24 protein-coding genes are annotated in these 22,571 nt (G+C 73.9%); 11 read left to right on the top strand and 13 right to left on the bottom strand.

Features of this window, described 5'->3' with window-relative positions; genetic code table 11:
• Window positions 1-212: 212 nt before the first annotated feature.
• Window positions 213-617 carry a hypothetical protein gene (locus tag ACQP26_RS05885; protein ID WP_269701812.1) on the bottom strand — a complete coding sequence of 135 codons (405 nt, stop codon included), beginning with the start codon at window positions 615-617 and terminating at the stop codon, window positions 213-215.
• 279 nt (window positions 618-896) lie between these two features.
• On the opposite strand from ACQP26_RS05885, the gene ACQP26_RS05880 reads away from it, so the two are divergent.
• Window positions 897-1,913: a beta family protein gene (locus ACQP26_RS05880; protein WP_433495157.1), complete on the top strand. Its 1,017-nt coding sequence runs from the start codon at window positions 897-899 to the stop codon at window positions 1,911-1,913.
• A gap of 2 nt (window positions 1,914-1,915) precedes the next feature.
• Here the strand turns inward: ACQP26_RS05880 and ACQP26_RS05875 are convergent, their stop codons facing one another.
• A complete protein-coding gene (locus ACQP26_RS05875) occupies window positions 1,916-2,197 on the bottom strand; it encodes an iron-sulfur cluster biosynthesis family protein (protein ID WP_269701814.1) in 282 nt (93 codons plus the stop codon).
• A 316-nt stretch (window positions 2,198-2,513) separates the two neighbouring features.
• On the opposite strand from ACQP26_RS05875, the gene dacB reads away from it, so the two are divergent.
• Window positions 2,514-4,097 (top strand): D-alanyl-D-alanine carboxypeptidase/D-alanyl-D-alanine endopeptidase, encoded by a 1,584-nt coding sequence (gene dacB, locus ACQP26_RS05870; protein WP_269701815.1) that lies wholly within the window; start codon window positions 2,514-2,516, stop codon window positions 4,095-4,097.
• A 21-nt stretch (window positions 4,098-4,118) separates the two neighbouring features.
• Here dacB and ACQP26_RS05865 read toward each other — a convergent pair whose 3' ends face one another.
• From ACQP26_RS05865 to ACQP26_RS05840, 6 genes are all read right to left on the bottom strand, one after another.
• On the bottom strand, window positions 4,119-4,430 hold the full coding sequence (locus ACQP26_RS05865) for a hypothetical protein (protein ID WP_281578865.1): 312 nt from the start codon (window positions 4,428-4,430) through the stop codon (window positions 4,119-4,121).
• Between the two features lie 87 nt (window positions 4,431-4,517).
• Window positions 4,518-5,423, bottom strand: coding sequence for a hypothetical protein (locus ACQP26_RS05860; RefSeq protein WP_269701817.1), 906 nt, complete (start codon window positions 5,421-5,423; stop codon window positions 4,518-4,520).
• A gap of 126 nt (window positions 5,424-5,549) precedes the next feature.
• Entirely contained in the window at window positions 5,550-6,245 is a 696-nt protein-coding gene (locus ACQP26_RS05855) for a hypothetical protein (protein ID WP_433495156.1), read from the bottom strand.
• On the bottom strand, window positions 6,236-6,838 hold the full coding sequence (locus tag ACQP26_RS05850; RefSeq protein ID WP_433495155.1) for a hypothetical protein: 603 nt from the start codon (window positions 6,836-6,838) through the stop codon (window positions 6,236-6,238). The genes ACQP26_RS05855 and ACQP26_RS05850 overlap by 10 nt, the downstream gene beginning before the upstream one ends.
• A gap of 869 nt (window positions 6,839-7,707) precedes the next feature.
• Entirely contained in the window at window positions 7,708-8,160 is a 453-nt protein-coding gene (locus ACQP26_RS05845) for a pyridoxamine 5'-phosphate oxidase family protein (protein WP_269701819.1), read from the bottom strand.
• Window positions 8,161-8,214: 54 nt separating this feature from the next.
• On the bottom strand, window positions 8,215-8,808 hold the full coding sequence (locus tag ACQP26_RS05840; protein WP_281578867.1) for a pentapeptide repeat-containing protein: 594 nt from the start codon (window positions 8,806-8,808) through the stop codon (window positions 8,215-8,217).
• 55 nt (window positions 8,809-8,863) lie between these two features.
• Between ACQP26_RS05840 and ACQP26_RS05835 the strand changes: the two genes are divergently transcribed.
• On the top strand, window positions 8,864-10,096 hold the full coding sequence (locus ACQP26_RS05835; protein WP_269701822.1) for a serine hydrolase domain-containing protein: 1,233 nt from the start codon (window positions 8,864-8,866) through the stop codon (window positions 10,094-10,096).
• A gap of 54 nt (window positions 10,097-10,150) precedes the next feature.
• Entirely contained in the window at window positions 10,151-10,792 is a 642-nt protein-coding gene (locus tag ACQP26_RS05830) for an NAD(P)-dependent oxidoreductase (protein WP_433495154.1), read from the top strand.
• A gap of 6 nt (window positions 10,793-10,798) precedes the next feature.
• On the opposite strand, the gene ACQP26_RS05825 is transcribed toward ACQP26_RS05830, so the two are convergent.
• Window positions 10,799-11,263, bottom strand: a complete 465-nt coding sequence (locus ACQP26_RS05825; RefSeq protein ID WP_269701826.1) for a PPOX class F420-dependent oxidoreductase — start codon at window positions 11,261-11,263, stop codon at window positions 10,799-10,801.
• Window positions 11,264-11,295: 32 nt separating this feature from the next.
• On the bottom strand, window positions 11,296-11,937 hold the full coding sequence (locus ACQP26_RS05820; protein WP_269701828.1) for a DUF6642 family protein: 642 nt from the start codon (window positions 11,935-11,937) through the stop codon (window positions 11,296-11,298).
• 257 nt (window positions 11,938-12,194) lie between these two features.
• Here ACQP26_RS05820 and ACQP26_RS05815 point away from each other — a divergent pair, with 257 nt between their 5' ends.
• Window positions 12,195-12,974: a D-Ala-D-Ala carboxypeptidase family metallohydrolase gene (locus ACQP26_RS05815; RefSeq protein ID WP_269701830.1), complete on the top strand. Its 780-nt coding sequence runs from the start codon at window positions 12,195-12,197 to the stop codon at window positions 12,972-12,974.
• A gap of 249 nt (window positions 12,975-13,223) precedes the next feature.
• On the opposite strand, the gene ACQP26_RS05810 is transcribed toward ACQP26_RS05815, so the two are convergent.
• The 3 genes from ACQP26_RS05810 to ACQP26_RS05800 all read right to left on the bottom strand — a co-directional run bounded on the left by ACQP26_RS05810 (window position 13,224) and on the right by ACQP26_RS05800 (window position 15,829).
• Window positions 13,224-13,814 (bottom strand): hypothetical protein, encoded by a 591-nt coding sequence (locus tag ACQP26_RS05810; RefSeq protein ID WP_281578869.1) that lies wholly within the window; start codon window positions 13,812-13,814, stop codon window positions 13,224-13,226.
• 108 nt (window positions 13,815-13,922) lie between these two features.
• On the bottom strand, window positions 13,923-14,531 hold the full coding sequence (locus ACQP26_RS05805; protein WP_433496092.1) for a response regulator: 609 nt from the start codon (window positions 14,529-14,531) through the stop codon (window positions 13,923-13,925).
• A gap of 59 nt (window positions 14,532-14,590) precedes the next feature.
• A complete protein-coding gene (locus ACQP26_RS05800; protein WP_269701835.1) occupies window positions 14,591-15,829 on the bottom strand; it encodes a sensor histidine kinase in 1,239 nt (412 codons plus the stop codon).
• 132 nt (window positions 15,830-15,961) lie between these two features.
• Here ACQP26_RS05800 and ACQP26_RS05795 point away from each other — a divergent pair, with 132 nt between their 5' ends.
• From ACQP26_RS05795 to ACQP26_RS05770, 6 genes are all read left to right on the top strand, one after another.
• Window positions 15,962-16,861: an ABC transporter ATP-binding protein gene (locus ACQP26_RS05795; RefSeq protein WP_269701837.1), complete on the top strand. Its 900-nt coding sequence runs from the start codon at window positions 15,962-15,964 to the stop codon at window positions 16,859-16,861.
• Window positions 16,858-17,643 carry an ABC transporter permease gene (locus tag ACQP26_RS05790; RefSeq protein WP_433495153.1) on the top strand — a complete coding sequence of 262 codons (786 nt, stop codon included), beginning with the start codon at window positions 16,858-16,860 and terminating at the stop codon, window positions 17,641-17,643. Before ACQP26_RS05795 ends, ACQP26_RS05790 begins: the two co-directional genes overlap by 4 nt.
• Window positions 17,640-18,350: a YqeB family protein gene (locus ACQP26_RS05785; RefSeq protein WP_433495152.1), complete on the top strand. Its 711-nt coding sequence runs from the start codon at window positions 17,640-17,642 to the stop codon at window positions 18,348-18,350. The genes ACQP26_RS05790 and ACQP26_RS05785 overlap by 4 nt, the downstream gene beginning before the upstream one ends.
• Before the next feature lie 120 nt (window positions 18,351-18,470).
• On the top strand, window positions 18,471-19,892 hold the full coding sequence (locus tag ACQP26_RS05780) for an amino acid permease (RefSeq protein WP_433495151.1): 1,422 nt from the start codon (window positions 18,471-18,473) through the stop codon (window positions 19,890-19,892).
• 124 nt (window positions 19,893-20,016) lie between these two features.
• Complete coding sequence (locus ACQP26_RS05775; protein WP_281578874.1) at window positions 20,017-20,832, top strand: CDP-alcohol phosphatidyltransferase family protein; 816 nt, start codon at window positions 20,017-20,019, stop codon at window positions 20,830-20,832.
• A complete protein-coding gene (locus ACQP26_RS05770) occupies window positions 20,829-22,571 on the top strand; it encodes a sulfatase (protein WP_433495150.1) in 1,743 nt (580 codons plus the stop codon). The genes ACQP26_RS05775 and ACQP26_RS05770 overlap by 4 nt, the downstream gene beginning before the upstream one ends.

Genomic DNA, 22,571 nt, shown 5'->3' with positions numbered 1-22,571 from the left:
GGGAGTCGCAGATGGTGGAATTCCCCACGCCGATCCGGTTTGGATCCCCGGAGAAGGGGCATGTGCTGCCGACAAGACCGGTGCGAGCTGGCCGGTCGAGCCAGGTCCCCGCCGGCGTACCGCCGTACGGCTGCGGTGGTGGGAGACGGCCGGAGCGCGGCGACGTTACGACCGGAGGTCGTGCGGCGCCGTGCGCTCGTCTGCGGGTCCGGTCAGGCCAGCACGGCCAGGTGGAACGGCCGGTCCGCGTGCCCGCTCGCGCCGTGCGTCTCGACGAACACCGCGTTGGCGATGCCGGATCGCGGCGCCACCGTGATGACGCCCTGCGGGACCAGCCCGTTCGCCGTCGCGGGGCCGACCGTCCCGACGTACGCCGCTCCGGCCACGTCCTGGTCGAACGCGACCTGGTACATCCCGGCGGCGAGCCGGGTGGCCGAGGTGGCGCCGAGGCCGCGGACGAGCCGTCCGTTGGCGTCGACCACGGCGAACAACATGCGCGCGGTGGCCGGCAGCCCGACCGGCGAACACGAGTTGATCTCGGTGTCGACGCGCGCGGCCTCCCGCATGCTCGGGATCGGCTGGCCGGTGGTGTCCCTCCTTGCTCTGCGGCTGGGCATGGTGATCCTCTCTCCCGCCGGTACGCCGGCAGAAGGCGTTCGTACGCGTCCGGGCGATCGTCGGCGGTCCCCCTCGATGATTCCGACGCTATGTCGGGGCACCGCCCGGCAACCAGCCGGGGAACTGTCCGATCACTGACAATGGACGCCTCTGACCTGCTAAAACGTCCATCTGATCGGCGATGCGCGGCCGGTTCCGCCGACAGTTTCCGGCCCGGGCGTCGCATCGGAGCCGACCGGAAGCCATGACGCAGCGCAATCGTCTGGCTACATTGAAGTATGGTGCAGCCGCTCCGGGGTCGACCGACGGTCTACCGGCCGGTGCTGGCCGCGCGTCGCGGCGAACTGGAGGCACTGGCCCGCCTCGACGACGCCTCCGCCGCGTTGCTCGCACCGGTCCTCGACGTTCCGGCGCACGCCCCGTCCATCGTGGACGCTCTGACCCGGCTGCCCGCCGGGCTGCTGCCCGCCGTCGACGTGTCGGCGCTGCCCGACGCCACGGACCACGATCCGGTCCGCTGGGGCGTACCGCTGGTGCCGGTGATCGGCCTCGCGGACAGCGACCGGCGGCTCGCCGCGCACGGCGCGGCGGCGCGGGCCTGGGCGCATCGCGCGGTCGTGCGGTTGCGCGTCGGCCCGGACCGGGCCGGGCCGGACGCCGCGACGGCGGCTGCGGAACGGGCGTGGCGGGGGACGGGCCTGCTGCCCGAGCAGTGCGACCTGCTGCTGGACGCCGGGGACGTGTGCTGCCAGGCCGACATCCGGCTGGCCGAGCCGCGGATCCGGCGTGCGGAGCAGTGGGCCCGGCGGCACGCCTGGCGCTCCGTGACGGTGGCGGCGGGCGGGATGCCGCCGTCGCTGTCCCGGCTGCCGGTGGACGAGCCGGTCCGGGTGGACCGCTACGACTGGTCGCTCTGGCGGCGGCTGGCCGACCTGGGCCTCGGGTACGGCGACTACGGCGTCGGCTGCGCGGTACGCGACGCGGACGAACCGGGCGACCGGACCCCGACGCTGCGCTGGACCGCCGACGACGCGTGGTGGGTGTACCGCTGGTCGCGGCGGGGCGGGCGGGGCGACGAGCGCTTCGCCGACCTGTGCCGCACGCTCACCACCGCGCCGCACTGGTCGCCGGCCGGGGCCGGCTTCTCCTGGGGCGACCACGAGGTCGTCCGACGGGCCCGGCGAGGCGCCGGCGCGGGCTCACCCGCCAACTGGATCGCGTGGAGCACCTCGCATCATCTGGCGCATGTGCTGGACGCGCTGGTCCGGCCGGAACCGGACCAGCGCGCCGGCTGAGCTCACTCCTTCTCGGTGAACCCGAACTGGACCACGCCCTCGTCGTCGACGACTGCGTCCACCGACGTGTCGTTCAGCAGTTCGGCCGCGTCCGAGTCGAGGAAGATGCGCGCCCCCTCGGTGTCCACCACCTGGTCGCCCTGCACCGGCTGCGGCACCAGCTCGATCGAGAGCGAACCGGCGTCGGTGTCGGCGGCGATGCGCAGCCCGCCGGCATCGGCGACGTCCTGCTGGGCGGCGAGGTCACGGATCACCAGGACGGCGTTGTCGGTCATGGTCAGCATGGCAGAACTCCTCATGGCTGGATGTCGGGTTTCGCGGGCGACACGGCCCACGCGGTCGGCTCGCGACCCGGAAGGGGGCGAGACACGGTCTCGCCGCGCTGGAGACAGAGCGGTTCCACCGCCCTCACCCCCACCGTGCCCGCTGCCGGGCCATCCGTCAAACGGAACGGGATCATCGGCCGCTCGCCGGTGAACTGGGGTTTTCCCCGATCCGGAGCGGGAACTCCCCTTCTTTGCGGCGCCTGCGCCGGGGCCCGCAAATAACCTTTCATGCCGGGGCCTTTCCCGCAGGAAATCTCCGTGGCAGCATCTGTCCATGCATCGACGCCTATTTCCCCGGGCGCTCGCGGCGCTGGTGCTGGTCGCCACCGCGGCCGCCGCCGGCACCACCACCGCCACCGCCGAAGCGCCCACCCCCGCGCAGACCCGGCTGAACGCCACCATCGACGCGGTCCTCGCCGACAGCCGCCTGAACGGGGCGCAGGCAGGCGTGGTCGTCGTCGACACCGCCACCGGTCGCACGCTCTACGACCGCAACGGCACCCGGCGGCTCATCCCCGCCTCCAACACCAAGCTGCTCACCTCGGCGGCGGCGATGGAGCTGCTCGGCCCCGGTCACCGCTTCACCACCGAGGTCGGCGCCGACGGCCCCCGGCGCGCCGGGATGCTCCGCGGCGACCTCTACCTGCGCGGCGGGGGCGACCCCACCATCCTCGCCGCCGACTACGACCGGCTCGCGCAGCAGGTCGCCGCGGCGGGCGTACGCGTCGTCGCGGGCGACCTGGTCGCCGACGACACCCGGTACGACAAGGGCCGGCTCGGTCCGGACTGGACCTGGGACGACGAGCCCTACTACTACGCCGCCCAGGTCTCCGCGCTGACGGTGGCTCCTGACACCGACTACGACGCCGGAACGGTGATCGTCCACGCCGCACCGGCAACGCGGGCCGGCGCCCGGCCAAAGATCACCATGACGCCGGACAACGGCTGGCTGCGCATCGACAACCGGGCCGAGACGGTGACCGAGGGCGAGACCACCATCTCGTTCAAACGCGAACACGGCGGCAACACCGTGGTGGTCACCGGCCAGATCGCCGTCGGCCAGGCCGCCGAGAGCGACTGGGTCACCGTGTGGGAACCGACCGGGTACGCCGCTGACGTGTTCCGCTCCGCGCTGCGGCGGCACGGCGTACGGGTGCTCGGCCGCACCGTACTCGGCACCGCCACCCCGGACACGGCCGAGCCGCTCGCCCGGCACGACTCGATGCCGCTGGCCGACCTGATGGTCCCGTTCCTCAAGCTCTCCAACAACGGGCACGCCGAGGTGCTGACCAAGGAACTGGGCCGGCAGCTGTCCGGGTCCGGCACCTGGGCCGCCGGGCTGTCCGCGATCAGCGGGTACGTGGGCGACGCCGGAGTGGACACCGGAACTCTGCGCCAGCGCGACGGGTCCGGCCTGTCCCGGCGCAACCTCGTCCCGCCGGCCCAGTTCGTCACGCTGCTCTCGGCGGTTCGCGCCGAACCGTGGTTCGACACCTGGTACGCCGCCCTGCCGGTGGCCGGCAACCCGGACCGGTTCGTGGGCGGGACGCTACGCAGCCGGATGGCCGGCACCGCCGCCGCGAACAACGTGCACGCCAAGACCGGCAGCCTGACCGGCGCGTCGGCGCTCTCCGGCTACGTCACCGACGCCGACGGCCGGCTGCTCGCCTTCTCGATCGTGCTGAACAACTACCTCACCTCGTCGGTGAAGGGACTGGAGGACCAGATCGCGATCGCGCTCGCGTCGTACACCGAGAAGGAGACGGCGACCGCCCGGCGCACCGTGCCGGCCGCGCCGGAGTCGCCGCGCGTACCGGAGGGGCGGGAGTGCTCCTGGGTGAAGCCCGCGCTCTGCTGACCGGCCGTGCCGCCCCGGTGCTCAGGCGCCGGGGCGGTACGGACGCGGATCGGCAGCGGGGTCGCCGCGCTCGACGAGCGCGTCGATCTCGGCCGACGGCAGCCCGCGGAGGGTGAGCACCCGGCGGCCCCACACGTGCAGGCGGCACGGGTGCGGGCTGGCGTCGTTGCGGCAGATGGTCCCGCCCGACCAGACCCGCGGCGCGTGCACCACCACCGCCCGCACCGCGAACTGGACGTCCTCGACCGTCACGTACGGCGGCATCGGGATCTCGCGCAGCACGTCACCCTCGGTGCGCGGGCGGGCGGGGGCGACGGGGGCAGGGCCGGTCATCGGTCGGGCCTCCACAGAGGATGGTCGGACGGGACAACCGAAACGTACGACGCCCGGCCCGGTACGCGACGGACAAACTGTCCCCGCTCAGCGCAGCGCCATCGCCTGGAGGCTGACGTTGCCGCAGTCGCCCAGCGACTCCTCGACCGTCCAGGTCAGGAGCAGCTTCGCGCCGCGCGGCGCGCGGAACTTCACGGTGAACTCGGCGGTCAGCGCGGTGTGCGGATCCTCCATCCGCAGCGTGGTCACCGGGCCGCCGCCGGAGACGCGCACGTCGAGGCGGCCACGGGCCATCCAGAGCCCGGCGTACAGACGGACGGTGCGCTGCTGCCCGTCGGCGGCCACCGCCAGGTTGAACCCGCTGCCCCGGTGGCAGGTGTAGACGCCGGACATGGTGCCGCTCGCCGACGCGACCGGGTTGCCGTCCCGCCAGGCGTACGCCTCGGGGTTGTTGCTGAAGCTCTCCCGCCGCCCGCGGCCGCCCTCGTCGCGGATCTCGCCGGAGCCACCCCGCTTGCGGACCGTCCGGTCGGCGCCGGTGAGCCCCCAGTGGACCCAGTCGGTGGGGCCTGCGGCGGTGAGGTCGACGGTGGCGGGCACCTCGGCGCGGGTCACGGTGACGGTCGGCGGCAGCGCGGTCGTCGGAGACGGCGACGGCGTGGACGGCGACGGGCTCGGCGACGGTGGCCGCTGGCGGGGACGCAGCCCCGGGTTGACGACGGCGTCGTCGGTCTCGTTCGGCAGCCCGACCCGGCCGGGCGGCGCCACCGGCAGGCCGGCGTGCTCCTCGCGCGGCGCGTCGTGCCGCTCGACGCCGAGGTAGACCGCCAGCGCCGCCAGGCAGAGCAACGCGGCCAGCCCTTCCAGCATCAGCCGTCGCCGGCGTCGCAGCCGGCGCAGCGCGGACCGGGTACGCGGAAGGCCGTGCCGATGCGAGCCGGGGCCGGTACGCGGACGGTCCTCCTGGCCCACCACACCCTCCACTTCGGTCACGACACCGCCGGATACGACTGGTGTGCGACGGGCTTCACGGTGTCACCCTTTGCGCCATATGTCGAGTGACGGGTTTTTCCAGTCCGTTACCTGGGGGCCGCGATCGGGGCCGGCGGCTCGGGCCGCTCAGCTTACCGTGATCGCCTGCAACGCCACCCCGTCGTTCTGCCCGCCGAGGACGGCCAGGGCCCGCCACCTGATCAGCAGCTGCTCCCCCGGGGCGGCCCGGAAGCGGATGACGTACTGGTAGAAGCGGTCGCCCGCGGCGAGGGCCACCTCGCGGACGACGGGATCGCCGCCGCTGGACAACGACAGGTCGAGCCGCGCGCCGGCCGAGAACGTGCCGACGAACAGCCGGACCGTCCGCAGATCCCCGCTCCCGGCCACGCCCAGCGTGAAGCTCTTCTCGGCGCCGCGCTGGAAGACACCCGCCCGGGTGCCCTCCTGGCGCGCGGTCGGCGTGCCGTCGGTCCACTGGAGATCGCACGCACCCGCGTTGTGCTCCAGCCGCTCGCCGCCCCGGTCCTGGATCTCGCCGCTGCCGCTCGCCTTGCGATGGAAACTGTCCGCGCCATTGCCGCCCCAGTGCCGCCAGTCCCGCGTACCGAGCTCGGTCAGCGACAACGTCCCCGGCAGCGGCACCAGGTCCACGTCGAGCAGCGGCCCGCCGGGCGAGGCCGGGTCGCCGGTGACCGGCGCGACCGGCGTCTGATCGCCGGGTGCCTGCTCAGTCGGTGCCGCCACCGGCGCGGTCTCCCGCGAGGGTGACGCGGGCGACCGGACCGCGTACGCCAGCGCCGCCACCAGCCCGGTCACGGCCACCGCCGCCAGCACCGCGCGCCGGCGTCGACGCCGGGCCCGGGCCGCCGCGACCCGGGTGACCGGGGCATCGACCGGGGCCGGGCCGCGTCGGGCGTCCGGCTCAGCCCGGTCCGCGCCGTCCGCGCCGCGTCGCGCAGCCGGACGCCGATCCCGCCGGTCAGGTCGGCGAGGCGCGCCGCCAGACTCTCCGGGGCGGAGTGCCGGCCCGGCCGCGCCTCCACCTGGGCCGGTGGGTCCGGCTCGGCCGGGCCGTGGGCGGCACCTGCCGGATCGTGGGTGATGCCTGCCGGATCGTGGTTGATGCCTGCCGGGTCGTCGGTGATGCCTGCCGGGCTCGCCGGGCCAGGGACGGCCGGTGCCGGGCTCGCCGGGCCGTGGGCGGCTCCTGCCGGGCCGGCCGGACCGTGGGTGGTGGTGCCCGGCCGGATCGGCGACGGAGCGGACAGGTGCAGTCCGATCGGTGCCGGCCCGACCAGCGGAACCCGGCCGCCGGCCGGATTCGGACGTGACTCGGGGCCGGCCGGCGCAGCCGCTCCGGAGACGAGTGGTCCCGGGCCGATCGAACCCGGGCCGATCGGTCCCGGAGCTTGCACACCCGGGCTGAGCAGACCCGGAGCTTGCACACCCGGCGCGATCGGACCCGAAGCGCGCGTCCCCGGCGCGAGCGTGCCCGGGCTGGGCGGACCCGAAGCGAGCGTGTTCGGGCTGGGCGGACTCGAAGCGAGCGTGTCCGAGGTAAGCGGGCCCGGGGCGAGCGGAGGCGGCGCGGGCAGGCTGGGTGCGGGCATGTCGGTCGGGAGCGGGCCGGCGGCCGGAAGGTCGGGAGCCGACGGGCCGGCGGCGCGCGGAGGCGGCCAGACAGCGGTACCGGGCGGATCCAGGTCGAGCGGCGGTGCCGGCCCGTCCGCGTCGGAGGGTGAGCGCTCGGCGTCCGGGGACATCACCGGCCGGGATGCGCCGGGGTCAGGGTCCCCGGGCAGGCGGCGTGGACCGGTGGGGCGCTCGGGTGCGTCCGTCGATTCGTCCGGCGTGGGCAGCCAACCCCCGACCCGGATTCCGGTCCGCGCGATGTCGTCCTCAGCCACCGACCCTCCTCGGCCACCGGCGGCGAGCGGCCCGGCCCCGTGGCTCGCCGTAGGGAGGATGACACAGAACGCGATCTTGGAGAAGGCCATCGGCCCCCGCAATTCCCACGCACCACGCCCCGCCAGCCCTTCCCGCGGACAAGATCTTGGAAGAATCAGGCCCCCATAGGGGCCATTTCCTACCAAGATCTCCCCCGGGCCCGGCTTGGCAGACGCGCCCGGCCTCGCCAACCCCGTTGATCATGAGGTTGGCGGGGACATTTCGGGCGCGGAGTGCCGTCAACTTCATGATCGACGGGAGCAGGCGCGGGCGGGCGACGGGGGCGGGGGCGGGCGGGCGACGGGAGCGGGCGCGGGCGGGCGCGGGCCCCGGGGGGTCAGTGGCGGGTTCGGCGCTGGAGGCCCCGCGTAGGGTGCCAGCTCTCGATCAGCAGGTGGTCGGGTGGGTCGCCCACCCGGGTGAGGACCACCTCGGTCAGCTCGATCCGGAAGCGGTGCGAGCCGTCCTCGGCGGGCGGCTCCTCGTGCGCCCGGCCGGCGATCTTCGCGTCCCCGTCCCAGGCGGACGGGTCGTCCGGCGGCGTGTCCTCGGTCGGGCTGTGCAGCGCCACCCGGGGGTCACGCAGCAGGTCACGCGCCTTGAGCGCGCCGGCCATACTGCCCAGCCGCAGCTGCCCGTCGTCGCCGAAGTCGAACTCGGTGCCGCTGATCCGCGGCGAGCCGTCCCGCCGCAGCGTCGCCATCGTGCCGTGTTTGCGGACCGCGAAGCGGGCGCGTACGCGCGCCGCGAACTCGGGCTCGGCCGCCACCAGATCGGACCACCATGTCATGCGCCCGAGTGTGTCCGGAAAACCTGACAACCCGCGGCACATTTCCCGGCGGACTCAGCCGACCTGGAAACCGAGCGCCTGAGCCAGCATCACGGCCTGCTCGGCGTCGATCCGCGCGCCGGAACGCTGCACCGCCGTCGGGTCGAGCGCGGACAGGTCACTGCCGCGCAGATCCGCCCGGATCAGCTTGGCGGCGTGCAGCTGGGCGCCGGAGAGGTCCACGCCGGTGAGCGTCGCGCCGGTGAGGTCGGCGCCGGTCAGGTCGACCTCCCGCATCCGTACGTCGGTGATCCGCGCCCCGCGCAGGTCGGCCCCGGCGAGCGTGACGAAGGACCAGTCGCCCCGGTCGACCCGCAGGGGGCGTAGGTCGCAGCGGTCGAACGTGCTGCCGACCAGCTTGCACCCGGTGAACTCGGCTTCGAAGAGGTTGCACTTGGTGAACGAGCACCTGGTGAACGCCGAGTCGGTGTGCCGGGAGGCGTTGAACGCCACGTTGCCGAACACGCAGTCGGTGAAGACCGCGCCCCGGCTGACCGCCTCGGTCAGGTCGACGTGGAAGAACTCGCACCGCACGAAGTGCCGGTCGCCCAGCTCCTCGGCGTACCAGTCCTCCTGGCGGTAGGTGACGTCCTCGACCGTCTCGGGCATGCCACCGACCCTAGTGACACTTCCCGGTCGCGATACCTGCGGGTAGGTTCGCGTCGTGAGTGTCGCAGTGAGCACCGACCCCGGCCGTGTCGGCTTCGATCCCGCCCGGCTGGCGCGGATCGACGAGCACTTCGCCCGGTACGTCGACGACGGCCGGCTCGCCGGCTGGCAGATCGTCGTCAGCCGCCGGGGCGAGATCGCCCACTCCTCGACGTACGGGCTGCGGGACCGGGAGGCCGGTACGCCGGTCGAGCCGGACACGCTCTGGCGCATCTACTCGATGACCAAGCCGATCACCTCGGTCGCCGCGATGATGCTCTGGGAGGAGGGCCGGTTCGAACTGAACGACCCGGTCAGCCGCTGGCTGCCGGAGTTCGCCGACGTCCGCGTCTACGACCGGGGTTCGGTGCTCAAGCCGTACACCGTGCCGGCGGTCGAGCCGATCCGGATCTGGCACCTGCTCACCCACACCGCCGGCCTCACGTACGGCTTCGCCCAGGTCTCGGTGGTCGACGGCCTGTACCGGGCGGCCGGCTTCGACCTGGGCGTGCCACCGGGCGCGGACCTGGCGGCGGCCTCGGCCGGGCTGGCCCGGCTGCCGCTACTGTTCCAGCCCGGCACGAGCTGGAACTACGGCGTCTCCACCGACGTGCTGGGCCGCCTGGTCGAGGTGGTGTCCGGGCAGTCGCTCGACGCGTTCTTCGCCGAGCGGATCCTGCGTCCGCTGGGGATGACGGACACCCGCTGGTGGGTGGACGCGGCGGGCGCGAAGCGCCTGGCCGCGCTCTACGCCCCGCACCCGGCCACCGGGCAGGCGGTACGCGCCGACGGGGTGGGCCGGGCCGCGCTGGCGGAGCCGACGTGGCACTCCGGCGGCGGCGGGCTGGTCTCCACGGCGGCCGACTACCACCGGTTCACCCAGTTCCTGCTGCGCGGCGGCGAGCTGGACGGGGTGCGCCTGCTCGGCCCCCGCACGGTGCGCTTCATGACCCGCAACCACCTGCCCGGCAACCGGGATCTGGCCTCGTTCTCGCCGGAGGGCTTCGCCGAGACGATCCTCGACGGGATCGGCTTCGGGCTGGGCTTCGCCGTCGTGCTCGACCCGGTGCCGTCGCGGGTGCCCAGCAGCGTCGGCGAGTTCTACTGGGGCGGCCTGGCCAGCACCGCGTTCTGGGTCGACCCGGTCGAGGAGGTCACCGCCCTGCTGTTCACCCAGTTGATGCCGTCGAGCACGTACCCGCTGCGCGGCCAGTTGCGCCAGCTCGTCTACTCGTCGCTCGTCGACTGAGCCGGTTCGGCGGAACTCCCGCCGCCCGCCGGTGGGCTGCCTAGCCTGTGAGGCATGAGCGACATCGTCGTGTTCGGCGCCGGCGGCACGGCGGGCTCGCGGATCGCCGCCGAGGCGGTCGAGCGGGGCCACCGGGTGACAGCGGCGGTGCGGCGTCCGGAGGCAGTCGGCTACCTACCCCCCGGCGTACGCACGGTGACCGGCGACGCCACCTCGGCGCGGAGCATACGCGAACTGGCCGAGGATGCGGACGTGCTGGTGGTGGCCATCGGCGGCGGCGAGCGGGACCTGTGGCGCGACGCCGCGCGGACACTGGTCGACACGCTGCGTGAGTTGCCGGACCCGCCCCGGGTGATCCACGTCGGCGGCGGCTCGACGCTGCTCACCCCGAAGGGCACCCGCTACCTGGACGAGCCGGACTTCCCGGAGGAGTACCGGGACTCGGCGCACGGCCAAGCCGACGCGCTGGAGTTCTACCGCACCAGCGCCGACGGGGTGACCTGGACGTACGTGTCCCCGCCGCCGCTGGAGTTCCACCCGGGTGAGCGGACCGGGCACTACCGCACCGGCACCGACCACCCGGTCACCGACGCGCAGGGCCGTTCGGTGCTCACCTACGAAGACCTGGCCGTGGCGATCGTCGACGAGATCGAGAATCAGCGGTTCGGCAACACCCGGTTCACGGTGGCGTACTGATCCGGCTCAGCCGGCCAGCCGGGCCGGGAAGCCGCCGGTGGCGATCGGGCCCCATGACTCGATGGTGACGCGGATCAGCGACTTGCCCTGCGCGACCATCGCCGACCGGTACTCGTCCCAGTCGGGGTGCTCGCCGGAGATGCTGCGGAAGTACTCGACGAGCGGCTCCAGCGCCTCGGGCAGGTCGAGCACCTCGGCCACGCCGTCGACCTGCACCCACGGGCCGTCCCAGTCGTCGGAGAGCACGCACGCGGAGACGCGCGGGTCGCGGCGGACGTTGGCGACCTTGGCACGCTCGGGATAGGTGGAGATCACCAGGCGGCCCTCGGCGTCCACGCCGCAGGCCACCGGGGAGGACTGCGGGCGGCCGTCGGAGCGGGTGGTCATGAGCACGACGTGGTGGCGGGGGCGGAGGAACTCGATCAGGGCGTCCCGGTCGACCCGGGTGTTCTTCGCGATGCTGCGTGCCATGCCCTCGGTTCTACCAGGCATGCCCGTCGTTCTCAGCGCGGACGCCCGGCCGCCCGCTGCGCGGTGACCTGCTCGGGCACGCGCGGGCGGGCCGAGGGCCGCCACGCGCGGCCGTTGGCGTAGATCACCCGGAAACCGAGGTACGCGGCGAGCGGTGCCCAGTGCGCCGAGCGCATCCGCACCTCGGCGGCGTTGTGGCGCTGACCGTTGGCGAGCACGTCGAGCAGCACGGTCTCGAAGGCGGCCGACTCGACCCAGTCGACCTCGCGCGTGAAGCCGCAGATCAGCGCCGCGCCGGTGACGTCGAGGAACTCGCGCAGCGTGGCGTCGGAGGCGCGCAGCACCGAGCAGCTGCCGAAGTAGAGGCGGCGGCCCTCGCACCGGCCGGCCATCCGCTCGGCCACGTCCGTCAGCTCGACCGAGTCCCAGTCGGTGAGGCAGAGCCGGCTCGGCTCGCCGTGCATGGCGAAGAAGCCGACCCGGTGGTCCGCGTACTGCTTGAGCAGCCACCTGTCGACGAAGTAGAACAGCTCGTCGCGGGTGGCCGCGTCCTTGTGGATGTAGCGGATGCGGCCGAGCCGTTCGAGCAGGTCGAGCGTGGGCAGGACGGATCCTCGCTCGTTGAGGTCGCGGTGCCACTGCCCCTCGACGCAGAACACGCCCCCACGCGCCAACGCCCACCTCCCCGCCCGTCGAGGTCGCCGCCCGGATCCGGGAGCAGACGTTACCGGTCCCCTCCGACAGGCGACACCCGGCGGCGCGTACGCAAACAGGCACTATTCACAGGCAATATCCAGCAAACGCCCGATGTGAGAACAATTTCGGCTAATCACCACGAAGAATCCTCGTACCTGTCACGGTGAGAGAGACGGGACGTACCGGTCGATGTGCCCGTCCAACCCCAGTTCCGCTCTGACATCGGGAGGACTCTGTGCGCGTCAACACCCTGAAGCGGGCGGCGGTCGCGTTCGCGCTGGCCCTGCCCGGGGCCGCCGTGGCGACAGTCGTGGCCGCGCCACCGGCGCACGCCGACGGCTGCTACACCTGGAACCGGACGCTGTCCCAGGGAAGCTCCGGCGCCGAGGTCCGGCAGCTCCAGATCCGGGTGGCCGGCTGGGCCGCGTACGGCGGCATCGTCCGGGTCGACGGCGTGTACGGCCCGGAGACGGCCGCCGCGGTCAAGCGCTTCCAGGCCGCGTACGGGCTGCGCGCCGACGGCGTGGCCGGACCGAAGACGTTCGCCAAGATCTACGAACTGCAGAAGGACAGCGACTGCACGCCGAAGCACTTCAGCTACGCCGAGCTGGACAACGGCTGCGGCAAGGGCGGCTGGGCCGGGGGGCCGCTCTCCTCGGCGGCCACCCGGGAGAACGCGCTGCGCACCATGTGGAAGCTGGAGGCGCTGCGGCGCAGCCTCGGCGACAAGCCGCTCTACGTGACCAGCGGGTTCCGCAGCATCGCCTGCAACCGGCAGGTCGGCGGCGCCTCGGACAGCCAGCACCTGTACGGCAACGCGGCCGACCTGATCGCCAAGCACCGCAGCCTCTGCGACATCGCCCGGTCCGCCCGGGACCAGGGCTTCAGCGGCATCTACGGCCCCGGCTACCCGGACCACGACGACCACACGCACGTGGACTCGCGGCGGGAGAACAACCGGGACAAGGTGCCGAACACCAGGGACTGGTCCGCCCCGGACTGCGGGGTCAAGTAACGCGGTGACGGCGGCCCGGCGCGGGGGTGGGGGCTCCCCGGCCGGGCCGCCGTCGGCATGCTCCGGCACGGCCGACGCCGCTCCGCGACGGGGCGTCGGCACGACCGGAACCAGGGCGCCGGGCGTCCGCCGACCCGGGCCGGGCGGGCCCGAGGATCGGCTCGCCCCGGGCCGGGCGGGCCCGGGGTCGACGTGCCCGGAACCGGGCGAGGGCTCTGCGCCGGCTCGCCCGGGGACTGGTGGCGGGAGTCAGCTCGCCCGCGGCCAGCGGGGCCGGGCGGCGGGAGCCGACCGCCCGGCGACGGGCCGCAGGCCGGGCCGCACCGGCGGCGCGGTGACCCGCGGGACCGGGCCACGCGCCGCCTGCGCCGCGGCGGCGGGACGGGCGACCTGACCCGGAACCGCCCGCGCCGGCTGCCCCGGTACGGGACGTCCGGCCTGACCGGGTACGCCGGGCCGCGCGACCTGTCCGGGTACGCCCGGTCGCGCCGCCTGGCCGGCGGCACGGGCGACCTGACCGGCCGGACGGGCGCCGGACGGCCCGGTCAGCACGAACGGGAAGGGCACGTGCACGAACGGGTTGCCGTGCCGGATCAGCGCGTCGATCTGGCGGTCGTTGAGACCGTGTGTCTCCAGCACGCGCCGGCCCCAGCGATGCAACCGGCAGGGGAACGACGACCCGTCGTTGCGGCACTTCGGCCCCGCGGGCCACTCCTCGGCGGCGTGCACCACCACCGCCCGGACCGCGAGGCGGACGTCCTCGGGGGTCAACGGTGCCGGTACCGGCACCTCGCCCAGGATCTGGTCGATGGGGTCCGTCGACTGCTCACCAACTCGCACGGCAGGCCTCCCGCAGCTCGGCAGCGGTGCGGCGGAACGGCCGCACCACATCCTCGACCACTGGTACGGCCGGATGACGGCAGCAGTTCAATCCCGCCACGCGGAGCGTCAGACGAGGCCGGCGTCCTGGACCAGCAGGGCCACCTGCACCCGGTTGTTCAGGTCGAGCTTCGTCAGCAGCCGCGACACGTACGCCTTCACCGTCGCCACGCTCATGAACAGCTCGGCGGAGATCTCGGCGTTGGTCCGGCCCCGCCCGAGCAGCAACGCGACCTCCCGCTCCCGCTCGGAAAGGTCGTCGAGCAGTCGTACCGCCCGCTCCCGCTTCGGGTCCGGGCCGGGCGCCGGCGCGGTGCCGGTCACGTGCGCGATGAGCTTGCGGGTCACCGCCGGGGACAGCGTCGCCTCCCCCGCCGCGACCCGGCGCACCGCGGCCACGATCTCGGCCGGCGGGGTGTCCTTGAGCAGGAATCCGCTCGCTCCGGCGCGCAGCGCCCGCAGCACCTGCTCGTCGGCGTCGAAGGTGGTGAGCACCAGCACCTCGGGCGGCTCGGCCGTGGCACGCAGCGTCTCGGTGGCGGCCAGCCCGTCGACCCGGGGCATGCGGATGTCCATCAGCACCACGTCCGGGGCGTGTGCGGCGACCGCCGCCGGCACCTCGGCGCCGTCGGTGGCCTCGCCGACCACGGTCAGGTCGGGTACGCCGCCGAGGATCATCGACAGCGCGCCGCGGACCAGCGGGTCGTCGTCGACGATGAGCACCCGCACCGGGGCGCTCACCGGTCCGCCGCCCAGGGCAGCCGGGCGGTCAGCCGGAACGTGCCGTCGGCGTCCCGCCCGTGTTCCAGGCTGCCACCGGCGAGCGTGACCCGTTCGGCGATGCCGACCAGGCCGGTACCGGTGCCGGGGATCGCGGTGGCCGGGCCGCCCACCGGCCAGGGGTTGCTGATCTCCACCACCAGCCCGTGCCCCGGGCCGCCGGCCAGCCGGACCGTCACCACCGCCCCGGGCGCGTGCTTGCGGGCGTTGGTCAGCCCTTCCTGCACGATCCGGTACGCGCTGCGCCCGATCGCCGCGGGCACCGCCTCCGGCTGGCTCACCTCGTCGACCACGCCGACCCGTACCCCGGCGTCGCGGCTCTCGGCGACGAGGGCGGGCACGTCGGCCAGGGTGGGCTGCGGCCGTTCCGGCGTCGCCTCGGAGCCGACCTCGGCCCGCAGCACGCCGATCACCTCGCGCAGGTCCTGCAGCGCGGCGTGCGCGCTGGCCCGGATCACCCCGGCGGCCCGCGCCACCTCCTCCGGGGGCGCGTCCGGCCGGAACTCCAGCGCGCCCGCGTGCAGGCTGAGCAGGGAGATCCGGTGCGCGAGTACGTCGTGCATCTCCCGGGCGATCCGGCCGCGTTCGAGCTGCCGGGCCTGGTCGAGCCGGAGCTGCTGCTCGGCCTCGGCCCGCTCGGCGCGGTCGCGCAGGGACAGCACCAACTGGCGACGGGCCCGGACGAACAGCGCCCAGGCCACCACCACGCAGATGAACAACGCGGTCCAGATCACCGAACCCCAGAACGGCATCGTCGGGTCGGGCCGGACGGCGAGGTAGACCGGCAGGCTCAGCACGTTCCACGCCGCCAGGGCCAGACCCACCGGCAGCGGCCGGTGCACGAGCACGGTGAACGTGATGACGAGCAGCGCGAGGCCGGAGGTGACCGAGAAGAACACCAGCGGCGCGGTGGCCAGCGCCAGCCCGACCGGCCAGCGGCGGCGCAGCCAGAGCGCGCCGCTGACGAGCAGGCCGACGAGCAGGTCGGCCTCCTCCAGCCAGGCCGGACCGGCGTTGAGGCCGAACTGCGGGGTGGCGCTGGTGACGTCGCCGTGCGTGATCAACACCCAGAGCAGCGAGGCCACGAACAGCACGCCGTCCACGAACCAGTCGCGCGGCGTCCGCCGGGCGGCCCGGGTGGGCACCAGGGAACCCGGCAGGAGCCAGGGATGATCGGGTACGGCGGCGCTGGTCACCCGTCCATGCTAGGAAGCCGCCGGGACCGGCTACCAGCTACCAAAGTCGACGCCTGCGGTGAACCGAGGTCGACATCGGCGCCGACCGTCGGCCGCAGCGCGCGACCGGGTGGCCCCGGCAGGCTCGACGGCATGATCGAAGTCGACCAGCTCACCAAGCGGTACGGCGCGCACACCGCCGTCGAGGACGTCACGTTCCGGTGCGAACCGGGCTCGGTGACCGGTTTCCTCGGGCCGAACGGCGCAGGGAAGTCCACCACCATGCGGATGATCTGCGGGATGACGCCGCCCACCTCGGGCGGCGCGACTGTCGGTGGCCGCCCGTACCGGCACCTGCCCAACCCGGGGCGGGAGATCGGCGTGCTGCTCGACGCGTCGGCGCAGCACGCCGGGCGCACCGGACGGGAGGCGCTCACGCTCGCCGCCCGCACCATGGGCGTGGACCGGGGACGGGTGGCGGCGGTGCTCGACCGGGTCGGGCTGAACGACACCGCGGCCCGGCGCCGCGTCGGCGCGTACTCCCTGGGCATGCGGCAGCGGCTCGGCCTGGCGCTGGCGCTGCTGGGCGACCCCCGGGTCCTGATCCTCGACGAGCCGGCCAACGGCCTCGACCCGGAGGGGATCTTCTGGATGCGCGGCCTGCTGCGCGACTTCGCCGACCGGGGCGGCACGGTGCTGCTCTCCTCGCACCTGCTGCGCGAGGTGGAGGCGGTGGCCGACCGGTTGGTGGTGATCGGCGGCGGCCGGGTGGTCGCCCAGGGCGGCAAGGACGAGCTGCTCGCCGGCGCCGGCACGCTGGTGCGCGCCCGCGACGCGCACGCGCTGCGCCTGACGTTGGAGCGGGCCGCGCTGCCCGCGTCCGCCGGCACCGACGGCGGCTTCGTCGTCCGGGCCGAGCCCGGCGAGGTCGGCCAGGCCGCGGCGGATGCCGGGCTGGTCCTCACCGAGCTGCGCCCGGCCGGCAGCGGCGGCCTGGAACAACTCTTCCTCACCCTCACCGCCGGCGCGTCGACCAAGGAGGCCGTCCGATGACCACCGCCACCCGCACCCCCGCACCGCCGCGACCCGAGGCCACCGTCGCCGGCCCCTCGCTGGCCCGGCTCACCGCCGTGGAGCTGCGCAAGCTCGCCGACACCCGGGCCGGGCGGTGGTTGCTGATCACGATCGGGTTGATCGCCGCGGCGATCGTGGTGGTGCAACTGTTCGTCGTGGACGCGCCGGACCAGACGTTCAGCGCCTTCTTCACCCCGTCGCTGCTGCCGGTCGGCCTGCTGCTGCCGGTGCTCGGCATCCTCTCCATCACCGGCGAGTGGTCGCAGCGCACCGCGCTCACCACGTTCGCACTGGTGCCCCGCCGGGAGCGGGTGATCGTCGCCAAGCTCGCCGCGGTGGTGCTCGCCGCCCTCGCCTCGGTGCTGGTCAGCCTGGCCGTCGCCGCCGTCGGCACGCTCGCCGCACGGGCCACCGGGGGCGCGGGCACCTGGACGTTCGACTGGCAACTGCTGCCGCACGCTGCCGTGTTCCAGGTGGCGAGCGTGCTGATGGGTGCCGCCTTCGGCCTGCTGCTGCTGAACACGCCGCTGGCGATCGTCACCTACCTGCTGCTGCCCACCGTGTGGAGCCTGCTCGCCGCGATGATCGAGGGCCTGCGCGCGCCGGCCCGCTGGCTGGACACGTCCTACACGATGGAGCCGCTGCTCGGTGCCGAGGTGACCGGCGGGCAGTGGGCCCGGCTCGGCGTCTCGCTGGCGGTCTGGGTGCTCCTGCCGCTGGCCGCCGGGCTGTTCCGGACCATGCGCCGGGAGGTGTCGTGACCGTGGCGGCCCGCGGACTCGGCGAGGACGTCGTGGTCGACGGCGGACGCGCCGAACTGGTGGTCATGTGGGCCGGTTTCCCGCTGCTCGGGGCCGGGCTCGGTGCCGGGCTGACCGCGCTGTCCGGCTGGATCGCCGGGCTGCCCTGGTTTCCGTTCCAGGGCCTGTTCGAGCTGCTCGACGGGTGGCCGGACGAGCGGTCGTACCCGATCGGGGCCGGGGTGGGCCTGCTCGGCGGCCTGCTCCTGGCGGCGGTGGCGTTCCGCGAGCGGCTGACCGTCACGGTCGGGCACCTGACGGTACGGCTGCACCGCGACGGGCACGGCCGGGACGTGGCCCGCGCCGACGTGGCCGGGGTGTTCGTCGACGGCGAGGCGCTGGTGCTGCTGGACACCGCCGGCGGCGAGCTGGCCCGGGAGAAGTCCGACCTGGACGCCGAGCGGCTGCGCGCGGCGTTCACCCGGCAGGGCTGGCCGTGGATCGGCGCGGATCCGCACCGGGACGCGTACCGGCGGTGGGTGGAGGGCCTGCCCGGCCTGCCGCCCGGCGCGGACGCCCTGCTGCGCGCCCGGCAGCGGGCGCTCGACGGCGGCCACGACGCCGAGACCCGGGAGCTGCACGGGGAGCTGGCCCGGCTCGGCGTCGTGGTCCGCGACGAGGGCAAACGGCAGTACTGGCGGCTGGTCGCCGGCCCGCCGCCGGGGTGATAGCGGCCGTCGCGCTGCGATCTTCGCGCCGAGGATTTACGTTCGTCCATGGCGGGGTCACGGCTCGTCGGACGCGGTGGCCCCAGGCGGTACGACGCGGGCGACGGGGAGGGGCCGGCAATGGCCGTGGCACAGGGCATCTTCCGGCGCAAGCCGGTCGAACAGATCGCCGACGAGACCGACGAGGGCCTCTCCCGCGAACTGGGGTTGTGGCAGCTCACCGCGATCGGCGTCGGCGGGATCATCGGCGCGGGCATCTTCGCGCTGGCCGGGGCGGTGGCGAACGAGACCGCCGGCCCGGCCGTGCTGGTGTCGTTCCTGATCGCCGGCCTGGCCAGCGCCGCCGCCGCGCTGTCGTACGCGGAGTTCGCCGGCATGATCCCGAAGGCCGGGTCGGCCTACACCTACGGGTACGCGGTGCTCGGTGAGGCGGTCGGCTGGTTCATCGGCTGGGACCTGCTGCTGGAGTACACGGCCATCGTCGCGGTGGTGGCGATCGGCATCTCCGGCTACTTCGGCTTCCTGGTCAACGAGCTGGGCGCGGATCTGCCGGCCTGGATGCTCGGCGCGCCCGGCACCGGCGACGGGCACCGCGTCGACCTGTTCGCGGTGGTGCTCTGCCTGCTCATCGCATTCCTGCTGACCCGGGGCATCAAGGCCGCCGCGCGGTTCGAGACGTTCGTGGTCGGGCTCAAGGTCGCTGTCGTGCTGCTGGTGATCGTGGTCGGCTTCTTCCACGTGAAGACCGCCAACTACTCGCCGTTCTTCCCGTTCGGGGTCGGCGGCGCGATCACCGGCGCGGCCACCGTCTTCTTCGCCGTCTTCGGGTACGACGCGATGAGCACCGCCGCCGAGGAGTCGCGCGACGCCCGCCGGCACATGCCCAAGGCGATCATCTGGTCACTTGTCATCTCGATGGTGCTGTACGTGCTGGCCACGCTGGTGCTCACCGGCATGCAGAACTACCGGGACATCGACCCGGAGAGCGGCTTCTCCTCCGCGTTCGCCTCGGTCGGGCTGTCCGGGCTCGCCAGCGTGATCGCGGTCGGGGCGATCATCGGCATCCTCACCGTGATGTTCACGTTCATGCTCGGCGTGACCCGGGTGTGGTTCTCGATGAGCCGGGACGGACTGCTGCCCGGCTGGTTCGCCAAGGTCCACCCGGTACGCCGGGTGCCGACCCGGGTCACCTGGATCGTCGGGGGCGGCTCGGCGCTCATCGCCGGTTTCCTGCCGATCCGGCAGGCCGCCGAGCTGACGAACATCGGCATCCTGCTCGCGTTCGTGGTGGTGTGCGTGGCAGTGATCGTGCTGCGCTACCGCCGCCCGGACGCGCCGCGGACGTTCCGGCTCCCCGGCATGCCCGTGGTGCCGGCGCTCGGCGTGATCTTCTCGATCTGGCTGATCACGTTCCTCGACCCGGTGACGTGGCTGCGGTTCGGCGCCTGGTTCCTGCTCGGCGCGGTCGTCTACGCCCTGTACGGCTACCGCCGTTCGGCGCTGGCCCGGCGCGACGGGGACACCGCCGGCACGCCCCGCTGACCGCGCGCCGCCGCGCCCGCAGACGTAACGTGCCACATCCGCTGGCGCGTTTCCGGCATCAGAACGAACTGTTCGGGCATGTTCTCCGTACACACGTGTGGTTCGTGACGTCTACCTCGGAGGCATGGTGTCCGCACTTCGAACTGATCCATTCGCGGGGGCGATTCTCCAGGTCGGCGTACTCGCGGCCCTGGCCGGCACGGTCGGCCTGAGCGCGTACGGCTGGCTGGCCGGTCTGCTCTTCGGGGTGGTGACGGTCGCGGCGCTCGGATACGGGCTGCGCCGCTCGGGCGCGGAGCGGCTCGGGCCGGCCGACTGGGTGACGCTCACCCGGGCGACGCTCACCGGAGGCGTGGCCGCGCTGACTGTCGACTCGTTCCGCGAGCCGATCGTGGTGCCGGTGCTGGTCACGCTGAGCGCGGTGGCGCTCTCCCTCGACTGGGTCGACGGGCAGGTGGCCCGGCGCACCGGCACCGCCAGTGCGCTAGGCGCCCGGTTCGACATGGAGGTCGACTCCTTCCTCGTCCTGGTCCTCTGCGGGTACGTCGCCGACCAGGTCGGCGCCTGGGTGCTGGTGATCGGCGCGATGCGGTACGTCTTCGTCGCCGCCGGCTGGGTCCTGCCGTGGATGCGCGGCTCGCTGCCGCCGCGCTACTGGCGCAAGGTGGTGGCCGCCACGCAGGGCATCGCGCTGGCGGTGGTGGCGGCGGGCGTCCTGCCCCGGCTGCTCGCCGTCGCGGTGCTTCTCGGCGCGCTCGCGATGCTCGTCGAGTCGTTCGGCCGTGACGTCGCCTGGTTGTGGCGGCACCGCGTACGGCCGGTGCCGCGCGCACTCCCGGCCGCGCCGGTCTCCCCCGCACCGGCGGGCCACCGGCCCGAGTGGACGCCGGGCGTGCGGATCGCCCGCGAGCCCGCCGAGGTCGGCGGTCGGCACCGGTGACCGACCTGTCCCGCCGGGCGGACGGCGACGACGCCCCGGACGCCACCACGACCGACGACAGCGAGACCGCCACCACGACCGACCACAACGAGACCGGCACCACGACCGACGACGCGCCGGCGCCGGGGCGGCGGCGCTCCCGGCGGGTGCTCGCCGCCACGGTCACCGCGCTGGCCGCCGCACTCGTGCTTGTGGCACTCGTCGCGCCGAGCGACATCAACGAGTTCACCCCCCGCGCGTTCCTGCGCATCCCGGTGGAAGGGCTGATCGCCGTCGCCCTGCTGCTGGTCCTGCCGCCGCGTCCGCGCCGGGTGGCGGCCACGCTGCTCGGCGCGCTGCTCGGCCTGGTCCTCGTCCTCAAGGTCACCGACCTGGGGTTCTCGCTGGTCCTGGACCGCCCCTTCGACCTGATCGCCGACTGGACGTTCCTCGGCGCGGGCGCGGAGTTCCTGTCCGAGTCGTACGGCCGGGCCGCCGAGGTGGGTGCGGTGGCGCTGGCGGTGGTCGCCGTGCTCGCCGTACCGCTGCTGGTGACGCTGTCGGTGCGGCGGCTGACCCGGGTCGTGGCCGGTCACCGGCGGGTGACCGCGCGCGCGACCACCGCGTTCGCCGCCGCCTGGGTGGTCTGCGTCGTGCTCGGCGCGCAGATCGTGCCGGGCGTCCCGGTCGCCGCCGGCACGGTGGCGTCCGGTCTCTACGACCGGGCCCGGCAGGTACGGGCGGGCCTCAACGACCAGGAGACGCTGAACACCCAGCTCGCCGGTGACCCGTTCCAGACCATGCCGGGCGAGGAGATGCTCACCGCGCTGCGCGGCAAGGACGTGCTGTTCACGTTCGTGGAGAGCTACGGCCGGGTCGCGGTGGAGGATCCGGACCTCGCGCCGGAGGTGGACGCCGTCCTGGACGAGGGGACCCGGCAGTTGCGCGCGGCCGGGTACGGCAGCCGCAGCGCGTTCCTCACCTCGTCCACCACCGGCGGTGGGAGCTGGCTCGCGCACGCCACGCTGATGAGCGGCATCCGGGCGGACAACCAGTTGCGCTATACCAACCTGGTCCGCAGCGACCGGATGACACTGAACGGGGCGTTCAAGCGCGCCGGCTGGCGGACCACGCTCGTCATGCCGGCGCTCACCCGGGCCTGGCCGGAGGCCGAGTTCTTCTCCCCGGACAAGGTGTACGGCGTGAAGGAGCTCGGCTACCGGGGGCCGCTGTTCAGCTTCTCCTCACCGCCGGACCAGTACACGCTGTCGGCGTTCCAGCGCAGCGAGCGCGGACCGGGACACGCCCCGGTGATGGCCGAGATCCCGCTGCTGTCCAGCCACATCCCGTGGACGCCGGTACCGCCGCTGGTCGACTGGGACGACGTCGGGGACGGCTCGGTGTACAAGGGGACGGCGCGCGCCGACCGCTCGGCGGAGGGCACCCGGGAGGCGTACCGGCAGGCGGTGGTCTACACGCTGCGCACGCTGATCTCCTACGTGCAGCGGTACGGTGACGAGAACCTGGTGCTCGTGTTCCTCGGCGACCACCAGCCGGCCCGGGCGGTCACCGGCGAGGGCGCCGGCAAGGACGTGCCGATCACCGTCGTCGCCAAGGACCCGGCCGTGCTCGACCGCATCGCCGGGTGGGGCTGGCAGGACGGCCTCAACCCCGACCCGCAGGCCCCGGTCTGGCCGATGGAGTCGTTCCGCGACCGGTTCCTGCACGCGTTCGGACCGAAGTCCACCACTCACAGTTAG

Origin of the sequence: Micromonospora sp. CA-248089, assembly GCF_050948515.1 — a bacterium.
Lineage (GTDB): Bacteria > Actinomycetota > Actinomycetes > Mycobacteriales > Micromonosporaceae > Micromonospora.
Note: the sequence above shows the minus strand (reverse complement) of the source record. Positions and strands in the feature narration are given on the sequence as shown.